Below are 18,229 nucleotides of genomic sequence, written 5' to 3' on the forward strand. Positions count from 1 at the left end.
TCAGCCCCCCAACACTTCGCCTTTTCAAGCGCACAAACTAATTACTAGTCGTAGTCACCGTAGTAGTACCCGTTATCGTGTTTGTAACCGAAACTGTCACGGTTGTTGTTGTCGTTACCGTAGGATCAGTTCCCGGCTCGCACAATGGAAACTCGTACTGAGGGTCTTCACAAACCTCTAGCGTATAAACTGATGCATTTCCGGCACTGTCTAAAAGAATGGTGAAGAAACCAGTGCTCGCGGCACCAATACCTGTAATGGTTAATCCCGACAGTTTAGGTACGTTACTAATAATTTGACCCGCATTAAAACGTACATTATCAAAAAATGTCCCTTCGCGAGAAATAGTGCCTTCAATTGTTCCCTGACCTCCTGTTTGAGCTAACAAGGGAGAAGTACCCACAGTAGCAGCAACAGCCAATCCTAAAATTAATTTCTTCATAAAAATCACCTTGCCTCAAAACATAATGTGACAGGCTGCTAAAACAGGATTGAGCCCAATACTCAGGCCTGTTGACTGAGTAAGAGCAGTCATAAATATGCGCCTTTTTAGAAAAAGAGCAAGAAAAATTTGGTTTATATTCGAGCATAAAAAAACCGCGCCGTAGCGCGGTTTTTAACTTTCTGAACAAACAACAAATTAGTTACTAGTTACAGTTACCGTAGTAGTTACTGTAGTTGTGCCTGTTACTGTAACTGTTACAGGAGTTGTTGCTGTAACCGTTGTAGTAGTTGTTGGGTCTGTGCCTGGATCGCAATCCGGAAACTCCAACTCAGGATCTTCACACTCTTGATTCACAATCTGCGCGTTACCAGCACTGTCTAGCATAATGGTAAACACGCCAGTTGCAGACGCAGCCAAACCAGTAAGCGTCAAACCAGATAATTGAGGAAGGTTACTAATGATTTGTCCACTAGCAACTCGAACACCCTCAAATGTGCCCATTGTGCCCTGAGTGCTTAATTGACCGAACGCAGGCGCCATGCCCATCGTTGCAGCAACAGCAAACGCTAAAATTGATTTCTTCATAAATTATTCCTTAGTTTCGAAACATCTAAAGTGATAGCCCGCTAAAGCTATCTTGAGCTCAATACTCGGTTTATCCTGACCAAGTACCTTTTACTATCGGCTTTTCCCACTGAAAAATCAAGGAAAATCTTTACTAACGCTGAAAGTACGGTGCGCGAATATCTGTCAGCGGATACAATGCTGTACTTCTCTGCAATTGTTGTCCTCCGTCTCTGGAAAGCGGTATCCAGTTCGCATTCACTCGCTCTCTAGACGGTAAAACACTAATAAGGTCGAAAGGTATACTAATAAATACACCTTTAGTGAAAGAACCTTCACCATACTCTTCAGATGAAACGTTCGTCAGGTTCGCAAAAGCCCCAACAATTACACCGCTATCGAACCTTTTCTGAAGTTGAATTGCTGCGCCTGTATCACCCGCCAAAAATCTCCCCGCACCAACTTGCAACATAGTGTCTTCAAGCCAAGGCATTTGATAATACCCCGTCAAAAAGCCGGTTGTTGTTGAGTAATCTCTAAAGCCAAAGGCACCATTAAAGTCTCTTTGCTTCACCCAGTTAACATCTAAACCAACGGCTAAACGCGAATCGAGAGGGCGCCACATAACCTCACCGCCAACCCCACCATACATACGTTCAAAAATACCAGCATAAGCCATGCCGTAGAAAGACTCGCTGAATTGATGCATACGAGTAATCTGCATGGAATTGAGCCACACATCATTCAGCATGTATTCCCGAACATAAGTTCTTACACGCGGCAGTGGCAGGTCATCAAAGGCATCGACCGTAAAATTGTACTTGTGGAAATTATTGACCACATTAATACCTATCTGCCCATTAACAAATGTTTGCTCGTCTAGCCAGGTACTTCCGAAAACATTTACACCAAGTTGGTAAAACTGGAATGTTTCAGGTGAGCCAAAATCTTGATCTAGGAACGGAGCAAATCCGAACGTGGGCTTAAAGCTATACGGGCCACCATAAACCCAACGCTCGTCATCATCTCCAGGTCGCATAACGGGCTCGTCACGCTCAAAGACCTCAGAAACATCACTAGGGCTTCTGTCGGGCACCTCATTCTGAACATAAGCGCGGAAATCCTCTACGGGAACCCTTGTAGTCAGAACGGGCATCAAAGACTCTTGTTGAACAAACTCATAAGTGTCCACTGACTCTGGTAATTCGTTTAAGAAAACTCTCGAAGCACGTTCGACTGCCTCATCACTATCTCGTGTGCGAAGCGGATTTACATAAGCTCTAACAATCTCTTCTCCGTTTACAGAGTCTGTCATGACCCGCATACCACTGAAGGCAAATTGGGCTTCAGTCATTCTAGAAACGTAATTCCAACGGACATCATCGAGGCTTCGGGCGCGGGGTGATTCTATTGCTTCCACCCTGTCTGGAGTAATTTTAACCTGGCTCAACGTATTCAAGTTGGTTCTCAGCGTAAAGCCAATCGAGAAAATATCTCCGCGCTCAACGCCGAACTGGATATCGAAGTAATCAGTGACTCGGTAATTCAGACCGATATTCACCGGAGAGCTCGGTGTCATGTCTACACCTGAACGATCTCTTGAATAGTCATTACCTTCATACTCAAGTTTTACGCGTAGTCCCGGGAATGGTGTTTGATACTCCACACCTCCGAAAATTGCCGCAGGGCCGGTGAACCAACTATCAAGTTCAGGGATACCGCCACTTCCGCTTAATCCAGATGTTCTATCACAGTAACTATCCGAAACTTCACAGAAAGGGTTAATAAAGTTGTCGCTAGTGCCCAAGCGACCAAAGCCAATTCCCAAAGTAAAGTCTAACGGTCCCCAACGCTTACTTGCAGCAATATATTCATCACTAAATAATCCTGTTCCTGCAAAATCACGCATTCCTAACGAAATTTCAGGAATATATTCGCTTTCTTCCCACAGGCGAAATTTAACATTAAAGCCTTTATCCGTAAGAACATTTCGTCCACTAAAACCTTCAGAACCACTATATAATCGGTTGGGGATTTGTGTGTAAAAGCCGCCGGCTTCCAACCAAGGCAACACCTGTAAAGTAAAGTTATATCGACGGTATTCTTCCATATCCGTGTAATTAAACGCAGCTTCACCCATCTCAGCCATACGTGCTGTAGGTGTCTGCATAAGGCCAATCACGCCATAGTTAGAGCGTGTAGGTTCCATATCTAAACGTTCCCAATGGAATACGTCCGGAATTCGACCTTCCACGGTGGCTTCTACGCGATTGTCCATAAACTGTGCGGAAGGGTCATGCCAAAAATGTTTATAAAGTTCGGCTATTTGCGCATTAATACCCTCGTAGCGAGAAGGCAAGTTACTCTCTTCAAACCCTAAGAAGAGAATATCACCCGGCATAAGGTGCACAGCTTCTGCGTTATATACCGCCCATGGAACTTCTTTAGGCTGTTCGGCAGGATGCACATGGTAGGCATAGCTCATATCAGCATCAGGCCACAACACGTCGTTTTCTTCATGGCCGAACAAATAACCGCGCACAGTTTGCTGTGAATAAATACGTTGCTTACCGTAACTTTTCGTTAATCCGTACACATAAAAATAGGGTTCACGCTCTGGTAGCGTAAGGTGATAAATACCCGGTGCTAAACGTGGGTTGTTTTCAATAAACAAACGACTAGCACCCAGCTCTGGCGTGCCAAAAGGCTGCCACGCAACTAACATCGAGCTTAACTGCTCACGTAACGAAGCTACTTGCGCAGCACGTTCACGGTCATTTCTGTCTAAGAAGTAAGAGGTAAGCGTTCCTAGTTCAGCTAACACTTCATCTCTTTTTGCTTCTAACTCTGTGTGTTCACTTCGTCCGCCAGCGAGCATCGATAAACGAGCATTCGGCCAATAAATGTCTAACGGCTCTAATCCTAGCTCACGTTCCCACTGGTCTAATGCGGTGTTCAAAACCACATCTAAGCGAACATCGCGGCTGAACTCCATGGTAATGTTGTCGTTTACAATCACTTTGACTGTGGTGTACTCATCAGCGTTTTCTTGCGCATAAGACGTCAATGCAACACAAGTTAAAAGTACGGCGAATATCTTTTCCATCATCTTAGTTACCATCACGCCCTACCCACTTCACTTGCGTTAATTCAATTGCGAATGTATTCGGCATCATTACTTGTTTACTTTTCACCACATGACCGTCGGGTTCAATCCAAAACGTATTGTTAAAGTCCTGACGCGCAAAAACAAAGCGTCCTTCTTCTTCCACACGGTAAACTTGCTTCTCTTCTCCCATGGGTAACATCAAGGTTTCTGGCCCATACACCGTGAAGTCTGAGATAATTGTTTCTGTTCCCGAAGTAACACCACGAGAGTCACCGTCACCTTCCATGTCTATTTGGCGAATCCACTGCGTTGTGCAGTTATTAGAATCGCGTACTAAGCAACGTAATGGATCATCCGAAATGTCCGACATTGCGACTAAATCGCGATCCAGGCCAGAAGTGCTAATAATGCGAGCATATTCAGTAGAAAGTGACTGACGACCTCCCGAAACCCAACTTAAACGAGGAATTTCGTTAGTCCAATCAGCAAATCCAAGAATCACTGCGGTACGCTGTTGGCCCTCGATTTGACCATAGAAAACGGTGTAGGGCATTTGCTCAAGTTCTTCTTGAGTAAAGGAAACGTCTGGGCGTTCCTCAAATGCATACTCAATGGTTTTTCTCGCATCGTAAAAAACCGAGGAACAAGCTCCGAGTAATAACGCGCTAGCGCCTACCACTGCAGCTTTAACTATTGGAAATTTGGAACGAGGTTTCATCATGAAGAAGCTTCTTTTTCTTATAAATTCTAATCGGAGACAAGTGTGCTAGGAATAACCAGGCACTTCAAGTTTTTTGTATCTATTTGCTAATCTAGCTAGCCTTGGTAAGGGGACAGAGTTAGCTTCGCTAGCTCTGTCCCGCGTTGTCACAAACTCAACGTTTGTGACTAACTGTAATATTCAACCACGGAGTGTAAAAAAGACTCCACAAGGTCGCTTTCAAGTGCATTGATACCTGCTGCACCAGCACGGCCGCCGCCAGAAGGATAGCGCGCGCATATTTCGCCGGCTCCTTGTAGATTATTCTTCGGTGCTCGCAAGCTCACGGTATAAGTTTTCCCGTCGGCATTTGGCGTTAAAATAACCACAGCACGGTTTGGCTTTTCATGCGCCAACTGATTACCCAAGGTTCCGCTGATACGCCGCGACCATGCTTCTTGCTCTAACTGCACCGCAATAAGCTCTGGTGAACTAGAAAGTGTGGTCGCACTGTCTGCCAATACCATATCTGCAGCAAAGCCTGCTTTTAGTTTTGCAAACGGCGAGTCGCTGTCATTAATTACATCAAATGGAGAGTCATAGGCATATAAAAGCTCATATAAATCTGCTGGTGCATAGTGGAGATCTTCTAAAGTCGCGCCATAACCGTTGTAATTCAAAAGCACACCTAGCTCTTTTAGCTGCTCTGTATTTTCCCGGTTCAAACCAAATTCGTCGGCTTCGCGATAAGCTACAGCATCAAGGCTATCTCCAAATGCAGCTGTAATAGCCCATAAATGCTCCATACCACCCAAGTGATGGCTCATCAGTAAACCAGTGCATTGGGTAGGTGCAGGATCGATGATACTCATCATACGCTCGTGTTCGAATAGCGTATTTGCGCGGTGGTGGTCACAATAAAATAGTGTGTCTACATCGTCTAAAATGGCTTTTAACGCACCTGTGTTTTTATCAAAAGAGATATCTAACGCATGAACCGTTGAGCCTTTTGCCAGTTCAGGAGAAATTTGTTTAATCAGCGCATTGTCGCGTTTTACACCCGTAATCAGCGTTTGTTGATCACGCGGCACAGGGTTAACCTTGCGTAATTGCAACAAGGAGCAAATTCCGTCAGCATCGCCGTTAAATACGTCTATGTAGTTCATTTTAGCCAATAATCCCTTTCTGGACCAAATAAGAAACAACCTGATCGGCAGCTTCTTCCACGCTCATTTCATCTGTTTTTAAATGAACTTCGGGATTCTCCGGCGCTTCATATGGAGAAGATATCCCCGTGAAATGTGGAATATCACCAGCTCGAGCTTTTTTATACAAACCTTTCGGGTCGCGCTGCTCACAAACTTCTAGCGGTGTGTCCACAAACACTTCAACAAAGTGAGTACCTGCTATTTCTCTAGCTTGTTCTCTGTCTGCAATAAACGGAGAAATAAAAGCAGTGCCTACAATTAAACCTGCATCGGTAAAAAGCTTAGCTACTTCGGTAATACGGCGAATATTTTCAACACGAGAATCGTCGTCAAAGCCCAAATCTTTATTCAAGCCATGGCGCACATTATCGCCGTCTAAAAGATAAGTGTGGCAACCTTTTTCAAATAACTTACGGTCAACCGCGTTCGCGATGGTCGACTTACCAGAGCCGCTTAAGCCCGTGTACCAGAGCAAAGCAGGTCTGTGGCCATTAAGTTGAACTCTGTCGTCATGTGAAACAGAGGTGTTGTGCCAAACTATGTTTTCTTTCATTTTGTTCCTTTCAATCCGGAATCTACTCTACTCGTACGGACCGCTGTGCGGTCTTTTAAGCGCAGGGACTGGCTTCAGCCTGTCCCTTTTCTTTGAATCTTTGCTGTTTCAAGCATTTGGGGACGGTCTGAAGACAGTCCCCTATATCCGCTGGCCCTACGATACATCCAACGGAAAAACCATCGGAATCAGAATTAAACAGCTACCAATATAAGTTAAAGCAACCGGTGTTCCTGTTTGTAAAAAGTGCTTTAAGCGATATGTGCTCGCGTTGAACACCATCAAGTTTGTTTGATAACCATAGGGCGTTAAAAAGCTCGCGGATGCAGCAAATGCAACACCCATCACCATCGGAAAAGGATCAATACCTAAACCCTGCGCCAAACTGTATGCAATGGGAAACATGAGTGCCGCGGCAGCGTTATTCGTGATTAGCTCTGTAAGCAAGTAAGTCATTAAAAACACACCCGCAAAGGTCACGAAAGGTGCGTGGCCCGAAAGTACATCTTTAGCAAAATCACCTATCGCCAATGAAAGCCCTGTTGATTGCATGGCTGAAGCTATACACAACGCACTAGTTACGATGAGCCAGATTTCAACCGGAAAACGCCGTTTAATCTCGTTGCTATTTAAGCATCCAGCAAACAGAAGTACAGCAAGCAGCAATAACGCACCTAAGAACAAAGAAGAGCCTGTAACAACTGTGCCGGCTATCATGGCGACGAAGCCCCAAAGGGTTACACGCTCGCGCCAGCCGCTAAGCATCGAGTCAGGGTTTACCCCACTTAATACGAAAAAGTTCTTGGAAATGTTGTGACGTGATGCAAAGTCAGGGCCGGTAGCGAGAAGCAAAAAGTCACCTGGCTGAAGAAAGGTTTCACCTAACTTTCCTGTAACTCGCCCCCCGTCTCTTCGAACCGCTACCACCGCCGCGTCAAATCGAGCGCGAAAACCGGTACTCTTAAGTGTTTTCCCCACCAATACGGAGTCTTCCTTAATAATTACTTCAGTTAATTGATGGGTGGTTAAACCATTGTCTTCTGCAAATAACGTAAGTCCAGGGAATTGTTTTAACGCCATGACCTTGGTTACATTTCCCGAAAAAATCAATTTGTCGCCTGCTTGCAATACGTCGTACCTTGCAACAGGTCGTATGATTTCTCGCTTTCGAATGATTTCCGCTAGAAATAATTCATCTAAATGACGTATACCCGCTTCTTGAACCGTTTTACCGATCAAAGGCGAGTTTTGAGACACACGAGCTTCTACAAAATAAGAAGACACCGGTGATTCCTTCTCGTGTTCATCAGGTAAAAAATAGGTCATCACAAATAATGCAATTAACCCCGTCACAGTGACGCCTAGTCCAACGAGTGTGAAATCAAAGAACGCGAAGCCCGCATACCCTTTGTCGGTGTACATCGAATTCACGATAAGATTTGTCGATGTACCAATTAACGTGACTGTACCGCCCATGATGGCAGCATAAGAAAGAGGGATCAGTAACTTAGAAGAAGGCACATACTTGTTAGAGCGAACAGCATTTAGCAAAGCTGCAACCACTGCGGTATTGTTTAAAACCGACGACGCTAAAGCCGAAAAACCCATAGTTCGCCAAATACTGCCTGTGGTTGATTTACTAAACAGATAGCTCGAGACTTTTCTTAAAAGGCTCGTTTTTTCCAAAGCGAAGGAAATTAGAATTAACAGCACTAGTGTTGCTAAGCCGGGATTCGCTGCATTTTTCAGCATGGTTTCAGGTGAAACCCAACCAGCTAGTACCGTGACTAGCATTCCTCCACCAAAAATAGCTGGGGCTTTTTGCTGATATTTAATCAGTAGGGCTATTGTGGTTAGGATGAGGCAGACAAGCAGAATCATTGTTTGTCTCCATTGCTATCCTTCGATATTGAATTCGAGATCATCAGCTTTCTTCCAAAAGGGGGTCAGACCCGCGTTGTCGTAACCATTTGGCTACGACAACAAATCCTTAGCGCCCCAGTGAGGGAAGTGTTTGCGGATGAGTTGGTTCAGCTCTACTTCGAACTCGCTGTATTCATGCTTGGCGTCAACAGCTTCAGACTCTTTTAAGGCTGAGTCAATCATGCCAGCACCCACGGTCACATTGGACAGTCGGTCGATAATAATAAACGCGCCAGTTTGCTTGTTGGCTTGGTATGCGTCGAATGCAACAGGCTCAGTCACTTGAAGGTCAACCAATCCGATCTCATTAAGTTCAAGTTTACCTGCTTCGACTTCTTCCAACGTATTCACATCGATTCGATGATGAAGCTTTTCGACCTTGCCGGTAGTTAACTTACAAGTGAACTTCACATAATATTCACGATGCGGCTCTAACGCTTTTTCATGCATCCAAACCAATTTCGCACGCATACGTGAAGACACATGCGGAAGCTCGTCTTTACGCACAATCATATTACCGCGAGAAACGTCTACTTCGTCATTAAGCGTTAACGTGACCGCCATAGGTGCTTGAGCTTCTTGTAACTCACCATCAAAAGTAACGATCGACTTCACGGTAGAAATAGTTCCTGAAGGTAATACACGAATGGTATCGCCAACAGCAATGCTCCCCGAGGCAATCGTACCTTGGAAACCTCGGAAGTCTGAGTTCGGACGAGAAACTAACTGTACTGGGAAACGAAAATCATGGTTTTCAGCGTCAGAAGTAACTTCAATATTTTCGAGGTACTCCATAAGCGTCGAACCACGGAACCAGCTTAGCTGGTCACTCTTGTTAACGACGTTGTCGCCTTTCAGTGCAGAAATAGGTGCAAAACGAATATCTGGAATTTCAAGTGAGCCGGCAAGCTTTAGGTACTCGTCTTGAATTTCTTTATACCGTTCTTTGGAAAAATCGACTAAATCCATTTTATTTACGGCTACAATCACATGCTTTATACCCAATAATGAGCAAATAAAGCTATGGCGACGAGTTTGAACTTGCACACCATGACGCGCGTCTACAAGAATAATCGCTAGGTCACACGTAGAAGCACCTGTTGCCATGTTTCGCGTGTACTGCTCATGGCCTGGAGTATCGGCAATAATAAACTTACGTTTGTCGGTAGAAAAGTAGCGATAGGCGACATCAATGGTAATACCCTGTTCACGCTCAGACTGTAATCCGTCAACTAACAATGCCAGATCCACTTCATCACCTTGCGTTCCCGACTTTTTAGAGTCTTCGGTAATCGCCGCAAGCTGGTCTTCAAAAATCATTTTGCTGTCGTGTAGCAAACGGCCGATAAGTGTACTCTTCCCGTCATCGACTGAGCCGCAGGTAATGAAGCGCAGTAGTTCCTTTTCTTCGTGTTGCTTTAAGTAGGCTAAAATATCTTGTTCAATTAAAGGAGAGGCATGACTCATATCAAAATACTACTAAAAGTAGCCCTCCATTTTTTTCTTTTCCATCGAACCCGCACTATCACGGTCGATTACACGCCCTTGGCGCTCAGATGTTTTAGTTAAAAGCATTTCTTGTATGATTTCAGGTAATGTTGCCGCGTCCGACTCAACCGCGCCTGTTAATGGATAGCAGCCCAAGGTACGGAATCGCACCATACGCATTTCAGGCTTTTCACCTTTCTCTAGCGGCATACGCTCGTCGTCTACCATGATTAAAGTACCGTCACGCTCAACTACAGGGCGCTCTTTAGCAAAGTACAGGTCCGGAATTTGAATATTTTCCATGTAGATGTATTGCCAAATATCGAGTTCCGTCCAGTTTGAGAGTGGAAATACGCGAATGCTTTCGCCTTTATCTACCTTACCGTTATAGATATTCCAAAGCTCAGGGCGCTGATTTTTCGGATCCCAACGGTGATTTTGGTCACGAAACGAATACACGCGCTCTTTCGCGCGAGACTTTTCTTCGTCTCGGCGTGCACCACCAAAAGCCGCATCAAACTTGTACTTATTCAATGCTTGTTTTAGCGCTTGAGTTTTCATTACATCCGTATGCTTGGCAGAACCATGAGAAAAAGGGCCGATGCCGGCTTCCAAGCCTTCCGGGTTTATATGTTCTAATAGCTCAAACCCCATTTCATCCGCCATGCGATCGCGAAACTCGATCATTTCACGGAACTTCCACGTGGTGTTTACATGCATTAAAGGAAATGGAATCTTACCCGGATAAAACGCTTTGCGCGCCAAATGAAGTAGTACCGAGGAATCTTTACCCACAGAGTAAAGCATTACGGGATTCTCGAACTCTGCCGCTACTTCTCGGAATATTTGAATAGATTCGCTTTCTAATGCTTTAAGATGGTTCATTAATCCAACCTATATTCTTGACCTACCAACGCCATTCCCAGCTAGCATGCAGAGAAATACCTGAGTCTACATTAATATCCGTTATGCTGCGTTGAGACGGCATCGTGTTTAATAGCGTATCTTGCCAACCTTGCACGCCTACACGCAGCAAGCTAGCTTTAAACGGGTGTTGATAGGTAATATCAATCATTGCACGCTCAACTTCTAATTCGCTATGGTTTGCAGCATTGCCTACCTGAGGCTCTATGTAATGAGTTCGAACTTCTTCGTTATCCTTACCCAACTCGAACAAACGGACCCGCACTTCTATCCCATTGCCCGTAGAAGTATACCGATTATAACCAAAAACGAATCCTTTCGCGTCTTGCCCCATAGCTCCACCCAAATTCCGGTTGAAGCGTGTATGACCATTAGGGTCGTCTGGGTCGTCGTAAATCACATCCACATTTGAGATTTCAAAAAACACGTCGCTCATTGCTCCGCTACTAAGAGATCCGCCGGCGAATTTGAAATCAAAACCAATTAAGTGACCTGTGTCTCTACGCCCTTTCTGTGAAAGTACGTACTCGCCATAAACTCCACCATAACCCCATGGCGACCAACGGAAGTCTATACTTGCAAATCTATTACGTACCGCACTAGAGCTCTTAAATGTGAGAAAATCAGTAAACGCATCAGAACTTGACTCATCCCGCCCTGTTCTACCGCCCCATTGACCTGTATATCCTAAGCCCATCTCAAAGCCGTCAAATAGGCTATTTGAAATACGAATACCTGCAATGCTGTAGCGCCCTAACGTTTCTGTTTCTTGGCTATTGCCGAAAAATGCTGTGGTATGCCACCAACCTAAGTTCCGCAGAACCGGCAAGTCAATAGGGGCATTATCTAACCGCGTAGCTCGAATGGCTTGAATAGGTCTTGCATTAGAAGAAAATACTAGCGCTTGATCTTGCCCAGGACCCCACCACATAGGTAACTGATCCACGGTTACCCCCCAGTTGCCAAATACGTAACCTAAATAACTTCCATCCATGGTTAATTTATCATCTGAGCTTTCGGGGTCGAATCGTAAGTTAGTGTTCACTCGAGCCACAATACCGCCACGGTTTACTTCGCGTATAAGCGAAAGTTGCCCCTGCTCGTAGCGCGCGTCGCTGTAGCCTACAGCCTCGGCGTAGTCTGTTTCCCCATGGATACGAACAGCTGTATAACCAGCACCTTTGTTGTATTCAAGCGCAGAAACGACCCTTAAATAGGCCTCATATTGTGCTGATGACAACTCAGAAGGTTTGATTAACCGTATATCCCTCGCAACAGACGCCCAACCTAAAGGAAATGAATTCACAGGTCCTTTAATGTAACCACCGTCGGCAAGCATCTGAATACTACTTCTTAAGTGCGTGTCGCCTGCTTCGATAAACGGAGACGCGAAAACTGTCCTGGCGCAAAAAAGCGCCAGAACGAAAACTAGGGTTCTTATTAGAGTTGAACAGTGCACCCTTGCTTACAACCTTGCTATCGCAGCTGCCGCCACCGCTAACTGGTATATAATCTGAGTACTTGTGGCCCATACTTGTGTAGGCTCGCGATAAGTCGAGTCTAGAGGCACTACAATTGTGTCGCCTGGCTCTAATTGCATACGTCCAGAGCTAGCAAACCACCCCCGCTGTTGATGATAAGGTTCAATTTCACCATTCGCGCGAATAATAAACATACGCTCTTCGTCTGCTCTACGCTTCGTACCGCCACTACGCGCTAAGTAGTCACTCACAGAATAACGTTGCTCGTAACGATATGTGGTGGGCATCTGTACTTCACCAATAATCGAAACCGTATTAAGTTGGTTAGGAATATAAAGCGAGTCACCGTCTCGAAGTGTCAGGTCTTGTGCTCTATCGCCCGCCAAAATACTCTCTAAATTAACAACCATTCGCCCTACAGGCTCAGTGCCCTGTAAGTCAGAAAGTAAGCTGTTGAGTTCTTCATAGTTCCCGACTCGACTCCCTTCGGTTAACGAGATACTAGCCAATTCTTGGCGCAAATTCCTTGCCAGTTGAGCTACTCGTTGACGTTCTTGCTCTTTAACTTCCTCACGAGTAAATACAGCCCCCGGAGGGTAAGCATGTTGAGTAAGGCCTCCCGCGCGTTCAACGACGTCAATAAGCGTTTCGCCTCTACGAACCGAATAAGAGCCAGGGAACATAACTTCACCAGTAAGCTCTACCTGCACAGTGTCTTGCCACTCTGGAATTCTAAATACGCTTAAGTGATCACGCGCTCGAATATCGACTCTTTCCACACCTGTAATTGCATCTAGCAAGTTAAACGAAAGGTAATCTGTCATAGCATTACCGCCATCAATCAGTGTTCGGGTAATCTCCGCTCGCGCCAAATAAGCTGATTCTTTCAGTCCGCCCGCGGCGGCAATTAGGTCAGCGACGCTTCCGTTTTCTACTAGCGGATAATTCCCTGGGAAACGAGCTTCACCACTGATTCGAACAAATAATGCACTAGCGTCTGAGGATTCTTGTGAACTAAGTCTAGCAAGCACTGAACGAAGTAATCGTGTCCGCGAATTTGGTGTGTATTCTGATTCTCGTACGGTGCGTATAGGTTGCGCTTCAGAGTCTTGCTCAAACTGCTGTTCGTGCCTTTGTTCGGCTTCCTCACCATCCTCTACTGGACGTACTTCCTCCGGATTAGAAGCGTATTGACCATACCCTGCTAAAGCTCGACGATACTCTTTCTCAAATCGGCTGAAGAACATCACTTGGTCACGCGGTTGCAATCTCAAGTCGTGCTCCATATCTCCACGTAAAGCAGATGCTACGTCGAACTGCAAAACGGTCATTTCACGAGTTTGCTGATCTTCACGAATGACTAGGCCGTAATTTAAATCCGCGTCTGCTTGCAAGTCCTGCGTTGGACTTTTCACAAAATCACTTATTTTTATGCCAGAACGCCACTCATAGCTTCCTGTTCTTGTTGCTGCGCCGACAATAGAAACAGAGTTATCGATAACTTCAGATATTCTTGGCACACGAATTTCATCGCCACCTTGCATAGCTAAAGACAAAGCGCTTTGCGAGGAGACATCCAAGGTTCTTAGAGAACGCTGGCCTCTGTCTGCTCTATGCAGCTGCACAGCATCTGGATATGCAGAAGGTAAAAGGCCACCAGCCAGCTGAATGACATCGTCTAAGCTTTCATTTCCGGTAAGTTCATAAATAGCAGGGCGAACAACCTCACCCGAGATTTTCACCATTGGGCCTCGAGCAGGTATAAACACAGCGTCACCAGGCTGTAAAATCCTGTCTTTTGAAGCATCGCCACGAATGAGCAGATCATACAAGTCAAACCCTGTGACCATCTCACCAGCGCGCATTAAACGAATATCACGCAACGAGGCAATTTCCGTAACACCACCACTAGCAAACAGAGCTTGGCTAATGGTAGTTAACGAACTTACTGTATATGCGCCCGGTTGATATGCCTCACCTAATACAAAAATTTGCATTGAACGAAGCTCGCCCATAGAAACTGCAGCCTGCATACCAATCATGCGCGTACTCACTTGATTGCGCACTAGCTCTTTAAGTTCGTTGTAACTTAAGCCAGCCACCGTAAGCGGACCTAAACGAGGGATTGTGATACGGCCTTCACGATCCACGACAAGGCTGTGGCTTATCGATTCTTGACCGTAAAGCTGCACCATAACCGTGTCACCTACCCCCAACCTGTAGCTACCTGGCACTGGGGCATTGTTTACGGGAGCAAACGTCGTGGGGCGTCCAGCAAAAACGTTATATCCAAAAGGCTTAACTTCAGCTTCTGTTTCCCTTTCTCTATCTGTTCTAGAGCCAGTACGTTCGCCTTCGTAGTCTGACTGAGTGTCTGAAAGCTCTCTAGCCTCAACTGTCGCTGGATCTTGTCTTGCTTCAGTGTTTGAACCAGCTTGCCCCTCAAGCATACTTAAGTCGATGCCGTACTGGCGAGCTAAGGCCTCTTGTTGAGCTCGCGGCAATTGGCGGAACTGCTCTATTTGCGCTTGGGTAATTTGCTGAGCTTCAGCATTCTGACTCAACATACCCAGACCTACTAGGCTAATACTTAAGGCTACGCCCCAAGTGATAAATTTACGCAATACCACGTGCATCTACTCCCTTTTTCTTTATGTTCTCGACAATGCTTGTGTTGTCATTGCCGTTTACGTTCCAAAGCAAATCACTAACCCCTGTAACCGGCTCAAATGCTAGGGGGGCCCTAACTAATAGTTCGTGAATTCCTTGAGTGTCTTGTTCTACGAGTTTTCTTTGTAATTCTTCTATAAAGTTGGAAACTTCGAGCCAACTTAAAGCTAACTCTTTGGCGCCCATAATTCTCTCATGATCTGTCGGCACTACTTCATCTCCAATAAGTAGTTCTTCATAAAGCTTCTCGCCAGGCCTTAAACCACTGTAATGAATCTCGATATCTCCATGGGGGTTTTCCAGATTCTTCACTTCTAGTCCCATGAGTCTTATTAACTTCCGAGCTAAATGATCTATTTTAACCGGCTCGCCCATATCGAGCACGTACACATTTCCACCCGCATCATTTGTCTTTTTAGCATGAAGGCTTCCCATAGCACCCGCTTGGATCACAAGCTGAGCAGCTTCAGGAATAGTCATAAAATATCGTGTAATCTCAGGATCTGTAACGGTAACAGGCCCACCCGCTTCTATTTGTTTACGGAACAGCGGAACAACCGATCCTGAAGAACCGAGCACATTCCCGAAGCGAACCATAGAAATACGCATACGCGGAGTACCTTCCGCTTCTTGTCGTTTAGCAAGCCCTTGCAATACTAGTTCAGCAAAACGTTTTGTTGCGCCCATAACGTTTGTAGGGCGTACGGCTTTGTCCGTAGAAATCAACACAAAGTTACTGACTCCAGACTTTAACGCTGCTTCAGCGGTACATAGAGTACCTAAAATATTATTACGAACCCCTTCTTCTACATTAAACTCAACCAGAGGAACGTGCTTGTATGCGGCAGCATGATAAACCGTGTCGACCTGATAATTGGTCATAAGGCTAGTTAACCGCTCTCGGTTACAAACTGAGCCCAACATGGGTACAATTTTAACACCCAGCTCTTCACAAGAGTTAATACTTACTAACTCACGCTCAATGGCATAAAGATTAAATTCTGCCATTTCAAACAAAATAAGAACCTTAGGCTGTGTTTGCAGAATTTGCCGGGATAGTTCGGAGCCGATAGAACCTCCGGCTCCTGTTACCATGACTACTTTGTCTCTTATGTCTAAGTCTAATAACTTTCTGTTCGGTGGAACAGGGTCTCTACCTAGCAAGTCTTCAATACGAACGTCTTGAAGTTCGTCAATTTTCATTTGCCCGTTAACCATTTCAGACATGCCAGGAATGGACTGAACAGTGATACGGTATGATTCAAGTTGCTCCAAAATTTCTTTTCTGCGTGAACGTGTGGCACTTGGACAAGCTAAAAGTACATGTTTGGCTTTGTACCTGTTTATCCAATGCTGCATTTTATCTGGATTACGAACTCTAAGGCCCATCATGCTAGAGCCATGGAGCGTTGAGTCGTCGTCGACAAAACATGTGGGATGAAATTCAGAACCGTTAGTCAATGCTTGAGCAAGCTGCCTGCCAGCAGAGCCCGCGCCATAGATAATGACAGGCTCTTTTTCTCGGCTCACTCGCTGTTCATACATCGCACGCATCAATAAACGCAATCCACCGACTAAAACCAGCGACATTAGCCCGTAATTAATTACAACGCTAAATGGTATGTTTGTGCCTAATACCCAAATAGCAGCTTCCAATACCAACGCTGAAGTAAGCACTCCTAATGTTATGACTAGCAAGGCAGATAGTGCCAAATACCGAACAATAGCTCTGTATAATCCAAACTTAACAAACAACAAAAGCGAAACCGGAATTGCTAACCCCAGAGCATAAAGTTCGTTACCCGAGGGGATATAGAAAGTTTCATACCTTACACTCAAAGCGAACACATAAGAGAACGTAAGTGCCCAAATATCAATGGACACAGCAACGATCCTTTTCAGTTCTCGAGGTAATGTAGTTAAAGCTTTAATCATCTATTTCATTCTGATTTGGCAGTTGTGTTAAACAATTTAACGTTGAGCTAATGACAGAACTTCTGCCAAAGTATTACAAGCTTTTTTCATTTCACTTTGCGTTAAAGTTGGGTGAACTAACATCATAACACTTGTTTCTCCCAGCTCCCGAGCATTCTTTAATCTTTCAGCGGGCCGATAGCCTGTATCGTCGAACGCCTTTTCTAAATACACTTCAGAACAGCTTCCTTGGAAACATGGCACGCCACGCTGAACTATTTCTTCAACAATTCGATCTCTGAACCATCCGTCAGCTAGCATCTCAGGTTTAATAAAAAAGTAATGTTTGTACTCCGCATGTTCAATAAAGTCCTGAACTTTTACTCGTCTTACCAAATCAAATTCGGCTAACTTGCTTTCTAGTTGCTTGGCGTTCGCTTGTCTTTGCTGCGTCCACTCGGCCATTCGTCTCAATTGAATACGGCCGATAGCAGCTTGCATTTCTGTCATGCGCCAATTAGTTCCGAAGCTCTCATGCAACCAACGAAATCCCGGGGGGTGCTCTTTTTCGTACACAGCTGAGTAACTTTTGCCATGATCTTTGTACGACCACATTTTTCGCCAAAGCTCTTCGTCGTTAGTTGTTACCATGCCACCTTCACCACCGGTGGTCATAATTTTATCTTGGCAGAAACTCCAGGCGCCCACATGTCCAATAGAGCCGACCGAGCGACCTTTATACTTTGCACCATGAGCTTGGGCACAATCCTCTATCACATAAAAACCGTGTTTTTCCGATAACTCCATGATCGGATCCATATCCGCAGGCATCCCTGCGAGGTGGACGACAATGACAGCTTTGGTTTTTTTTGTAATACATTTTTCGATAGTATGCGCTTCAATATTCTGTGAATTTAAGTCAACGTCTGCAAATACTGGTGTAGCGCCTGCTGTGACTACTGAAGAGACAGAAGCCAAAAACGTGCGTGGGGTAACAATCACTTCATCACCCTCAGAAACTTGAAGAGCCCTCAGCGCAAGATCTAAAGCAAGTGTCCCGTTGCCCAGAGCAACAGCATGCTTAGCGCCCGACCAAAGAGCAAACTCTTTCTCAAATTCTCTACATTCCTGTCCCGTCCAGTAATTGACTCTGTTAGACAAAAGTACACGCTTTACAGCATCCCCTTCTTCTTCGGAAAAACTTGGCCACGGTGAAAATGAAGTATTTAACATTGCTTCCTACTATAAAG

General features: G+C 45.1%; 13 protein-coding genes. All 13 read right to left on the reverse strand.

Annotated elements, in window-relative coordinates:
* Positions 1-37: 37 nt before the first annotated feature.
* Positions 38-442, reverse strand: a complete 405-nt coding sequence (locus DQX04_RS05595; RefSeq protein WP_111914925.1) for a hypothetical protein — start codon at positions 440-442, stop codon at positions 38-40.
* A 198-nt stretch (positions 443-640) separates the two neighbouring features.
* Positions 641-1,030: a hypothetical protein gene (locus tag DQX04_RS05600; RefSeq protein WP_111914926.1), complete on the reverse strand. Its 390-nt coding sequence runs from the start codon at positions 1,028-1,030 to the stop codon at positions 641-643.
* 133 nt (positions 1,031-1,163) lie between these two features.
* Entirely contained in the window at positions 1,164-4,118 is a 2,955-nt protein-coding gene (locus DQX04_RS05605) for a YjbH domain-containing protein (RefSeq protein WP_165831949.1), read from the reverse strand.
* A gap of 1 nt (position 4,119) precedes the next feature.
* Positions 4,120-4,839 carry a YjbF family lipoprotein gene (locus DQX04_RS05610; protein ID WP_111914928.1) on the reverse strand — a complete coding sequence of 240 codons (720 nt, stop codon included), beginning with the start codon at positions 4,837-4,839 and terminating at the stop codon, positions 4,120-4,122.
* Between the two features lie 167 nt (positions 4,840-5,006).
* The gene (locus tag DQX04_RS05615; RefSeq protein ID WP_111914929.1) at positions 5,007-5,984 is read right to left on the reverse strand and encodes a DHH family phosphoesterase; all 978 of its coding nucleotides are present in this window, start codon (positions 5,982-5,984) and stop codon (positions 5,007-5,009) included.
* 1 nt (position 5,985) lies between these two features.
* Complete coding sequence (cysC, locus tag DQX04_RS05620; protein WP_111914930.1) at positions 5,986-6,579, reverse strand: adenylyl-sulfate kinase; 594 nt, start codon at positions 6,577-6,579, stop codon at positions 5,986-5,988.
* A 156-nt stretch (positions 6,580-6,735) separates the two neighbouring features.
* Positions 6,736-8,460, reverse strand: coding sequence for an SLC13 family permease (locus DQX04_RS05625; protein WP_111914931.1), 1,725 nt, complete (start codon positions 8,458-8,460; stop codon positions 6,736-6,738).
* Positions 8,461-8,553: 93 nt separating this feature from the next.
* The gene (gene cysN / locus DQX04_RS05630; protein ID WP_111914932.1) at positions 8,554-9,969 is read right to left on the reverse strand and encodes a sulfate adenylyltransferase subunit CysN; all 1,416 of its coding nucleotides are present in this window, start codon (positions 9,967-9,969) and stop codon (positions 8,554-8,556) included.
* Positions 9,970-9,981: 12 nt separating this feature from the next.
* The gene (cysD, locus tag DQX04_RS05635) at positions 9,982-10,875 is read right to left on the reverse strand and encodes a sulfate adenylyltransferase subunit CysD (RefSeq protein WP_111914933.1); all 894 of its coding nucleotides are present in this window, start codon (positions 10,873-10,875) and stop codon (positions 9,982-9,984) included.
* A 22-nt stretch (positions 10,876-10,897) separates the two neighbouring features.
* Complete coding sequence (locus DQX04_RS05640; protein ID WP_111914934.1) at positions 10,898-12,253, reverse strand: capsule assembly Wzi family protein; 1,356 nt, start codon at positions 12,251-12,253, stop codon at positions 10,898-10,900.
* Between the two features lie 126 nt (positions 12,254-12,379).
* The gene (locus DQX04_RS05645) at positions 12,380-15,031 is read right to left on the reverse strand and encodes an SLBB domain-containing protein (RefSeq protein WP_111914935.1); all 2,652 of its coding nucleotides are present in this window, start codon (positions 15,029-15,031) and stop codon (positions 12,380-12,382) included.
* Complete coding sequence (locus DQX04_RS05650) at positions 15,012-16,949, reverse strand: nucleoside-diphosphate sugar epimerase/dehydratase (protein WP_243618915.1); 1,938 nt, start codon at positions 16,947-16,949, stop codon at positions 15,012-15,014. Before DQX04_RS05650 ends, DQX04_RS05645 begins: the two co-directional genes overlap by 20 nt.
* An 87-nt stretch (positions 16,950-17,036) precedes the next feature.
* Positions 17,037-18,212, reverse strand: a complete 1,176-nt coding sequence (locus tag DQX04_RS05655) for a DegT/DnrJ/EryC1/StrS aminotransferase family protein (RefSeq protein WP_111914937.1) — start codon at positions 18,210-18,212, stop codon at positions 17,037-17,039.
* Positions 18,213-18,229: the final 17 nt, after the last annotated feature.

Source organism: Aliidiomarina sp. B3213 (genome assembly GCF_003290085.1).
Classification (GTDB): Bacteria; Pseudomonadota; Gammaproteobacteria; order Enterobacterales; family Alteromonadaceae; genus Aliidiomarina.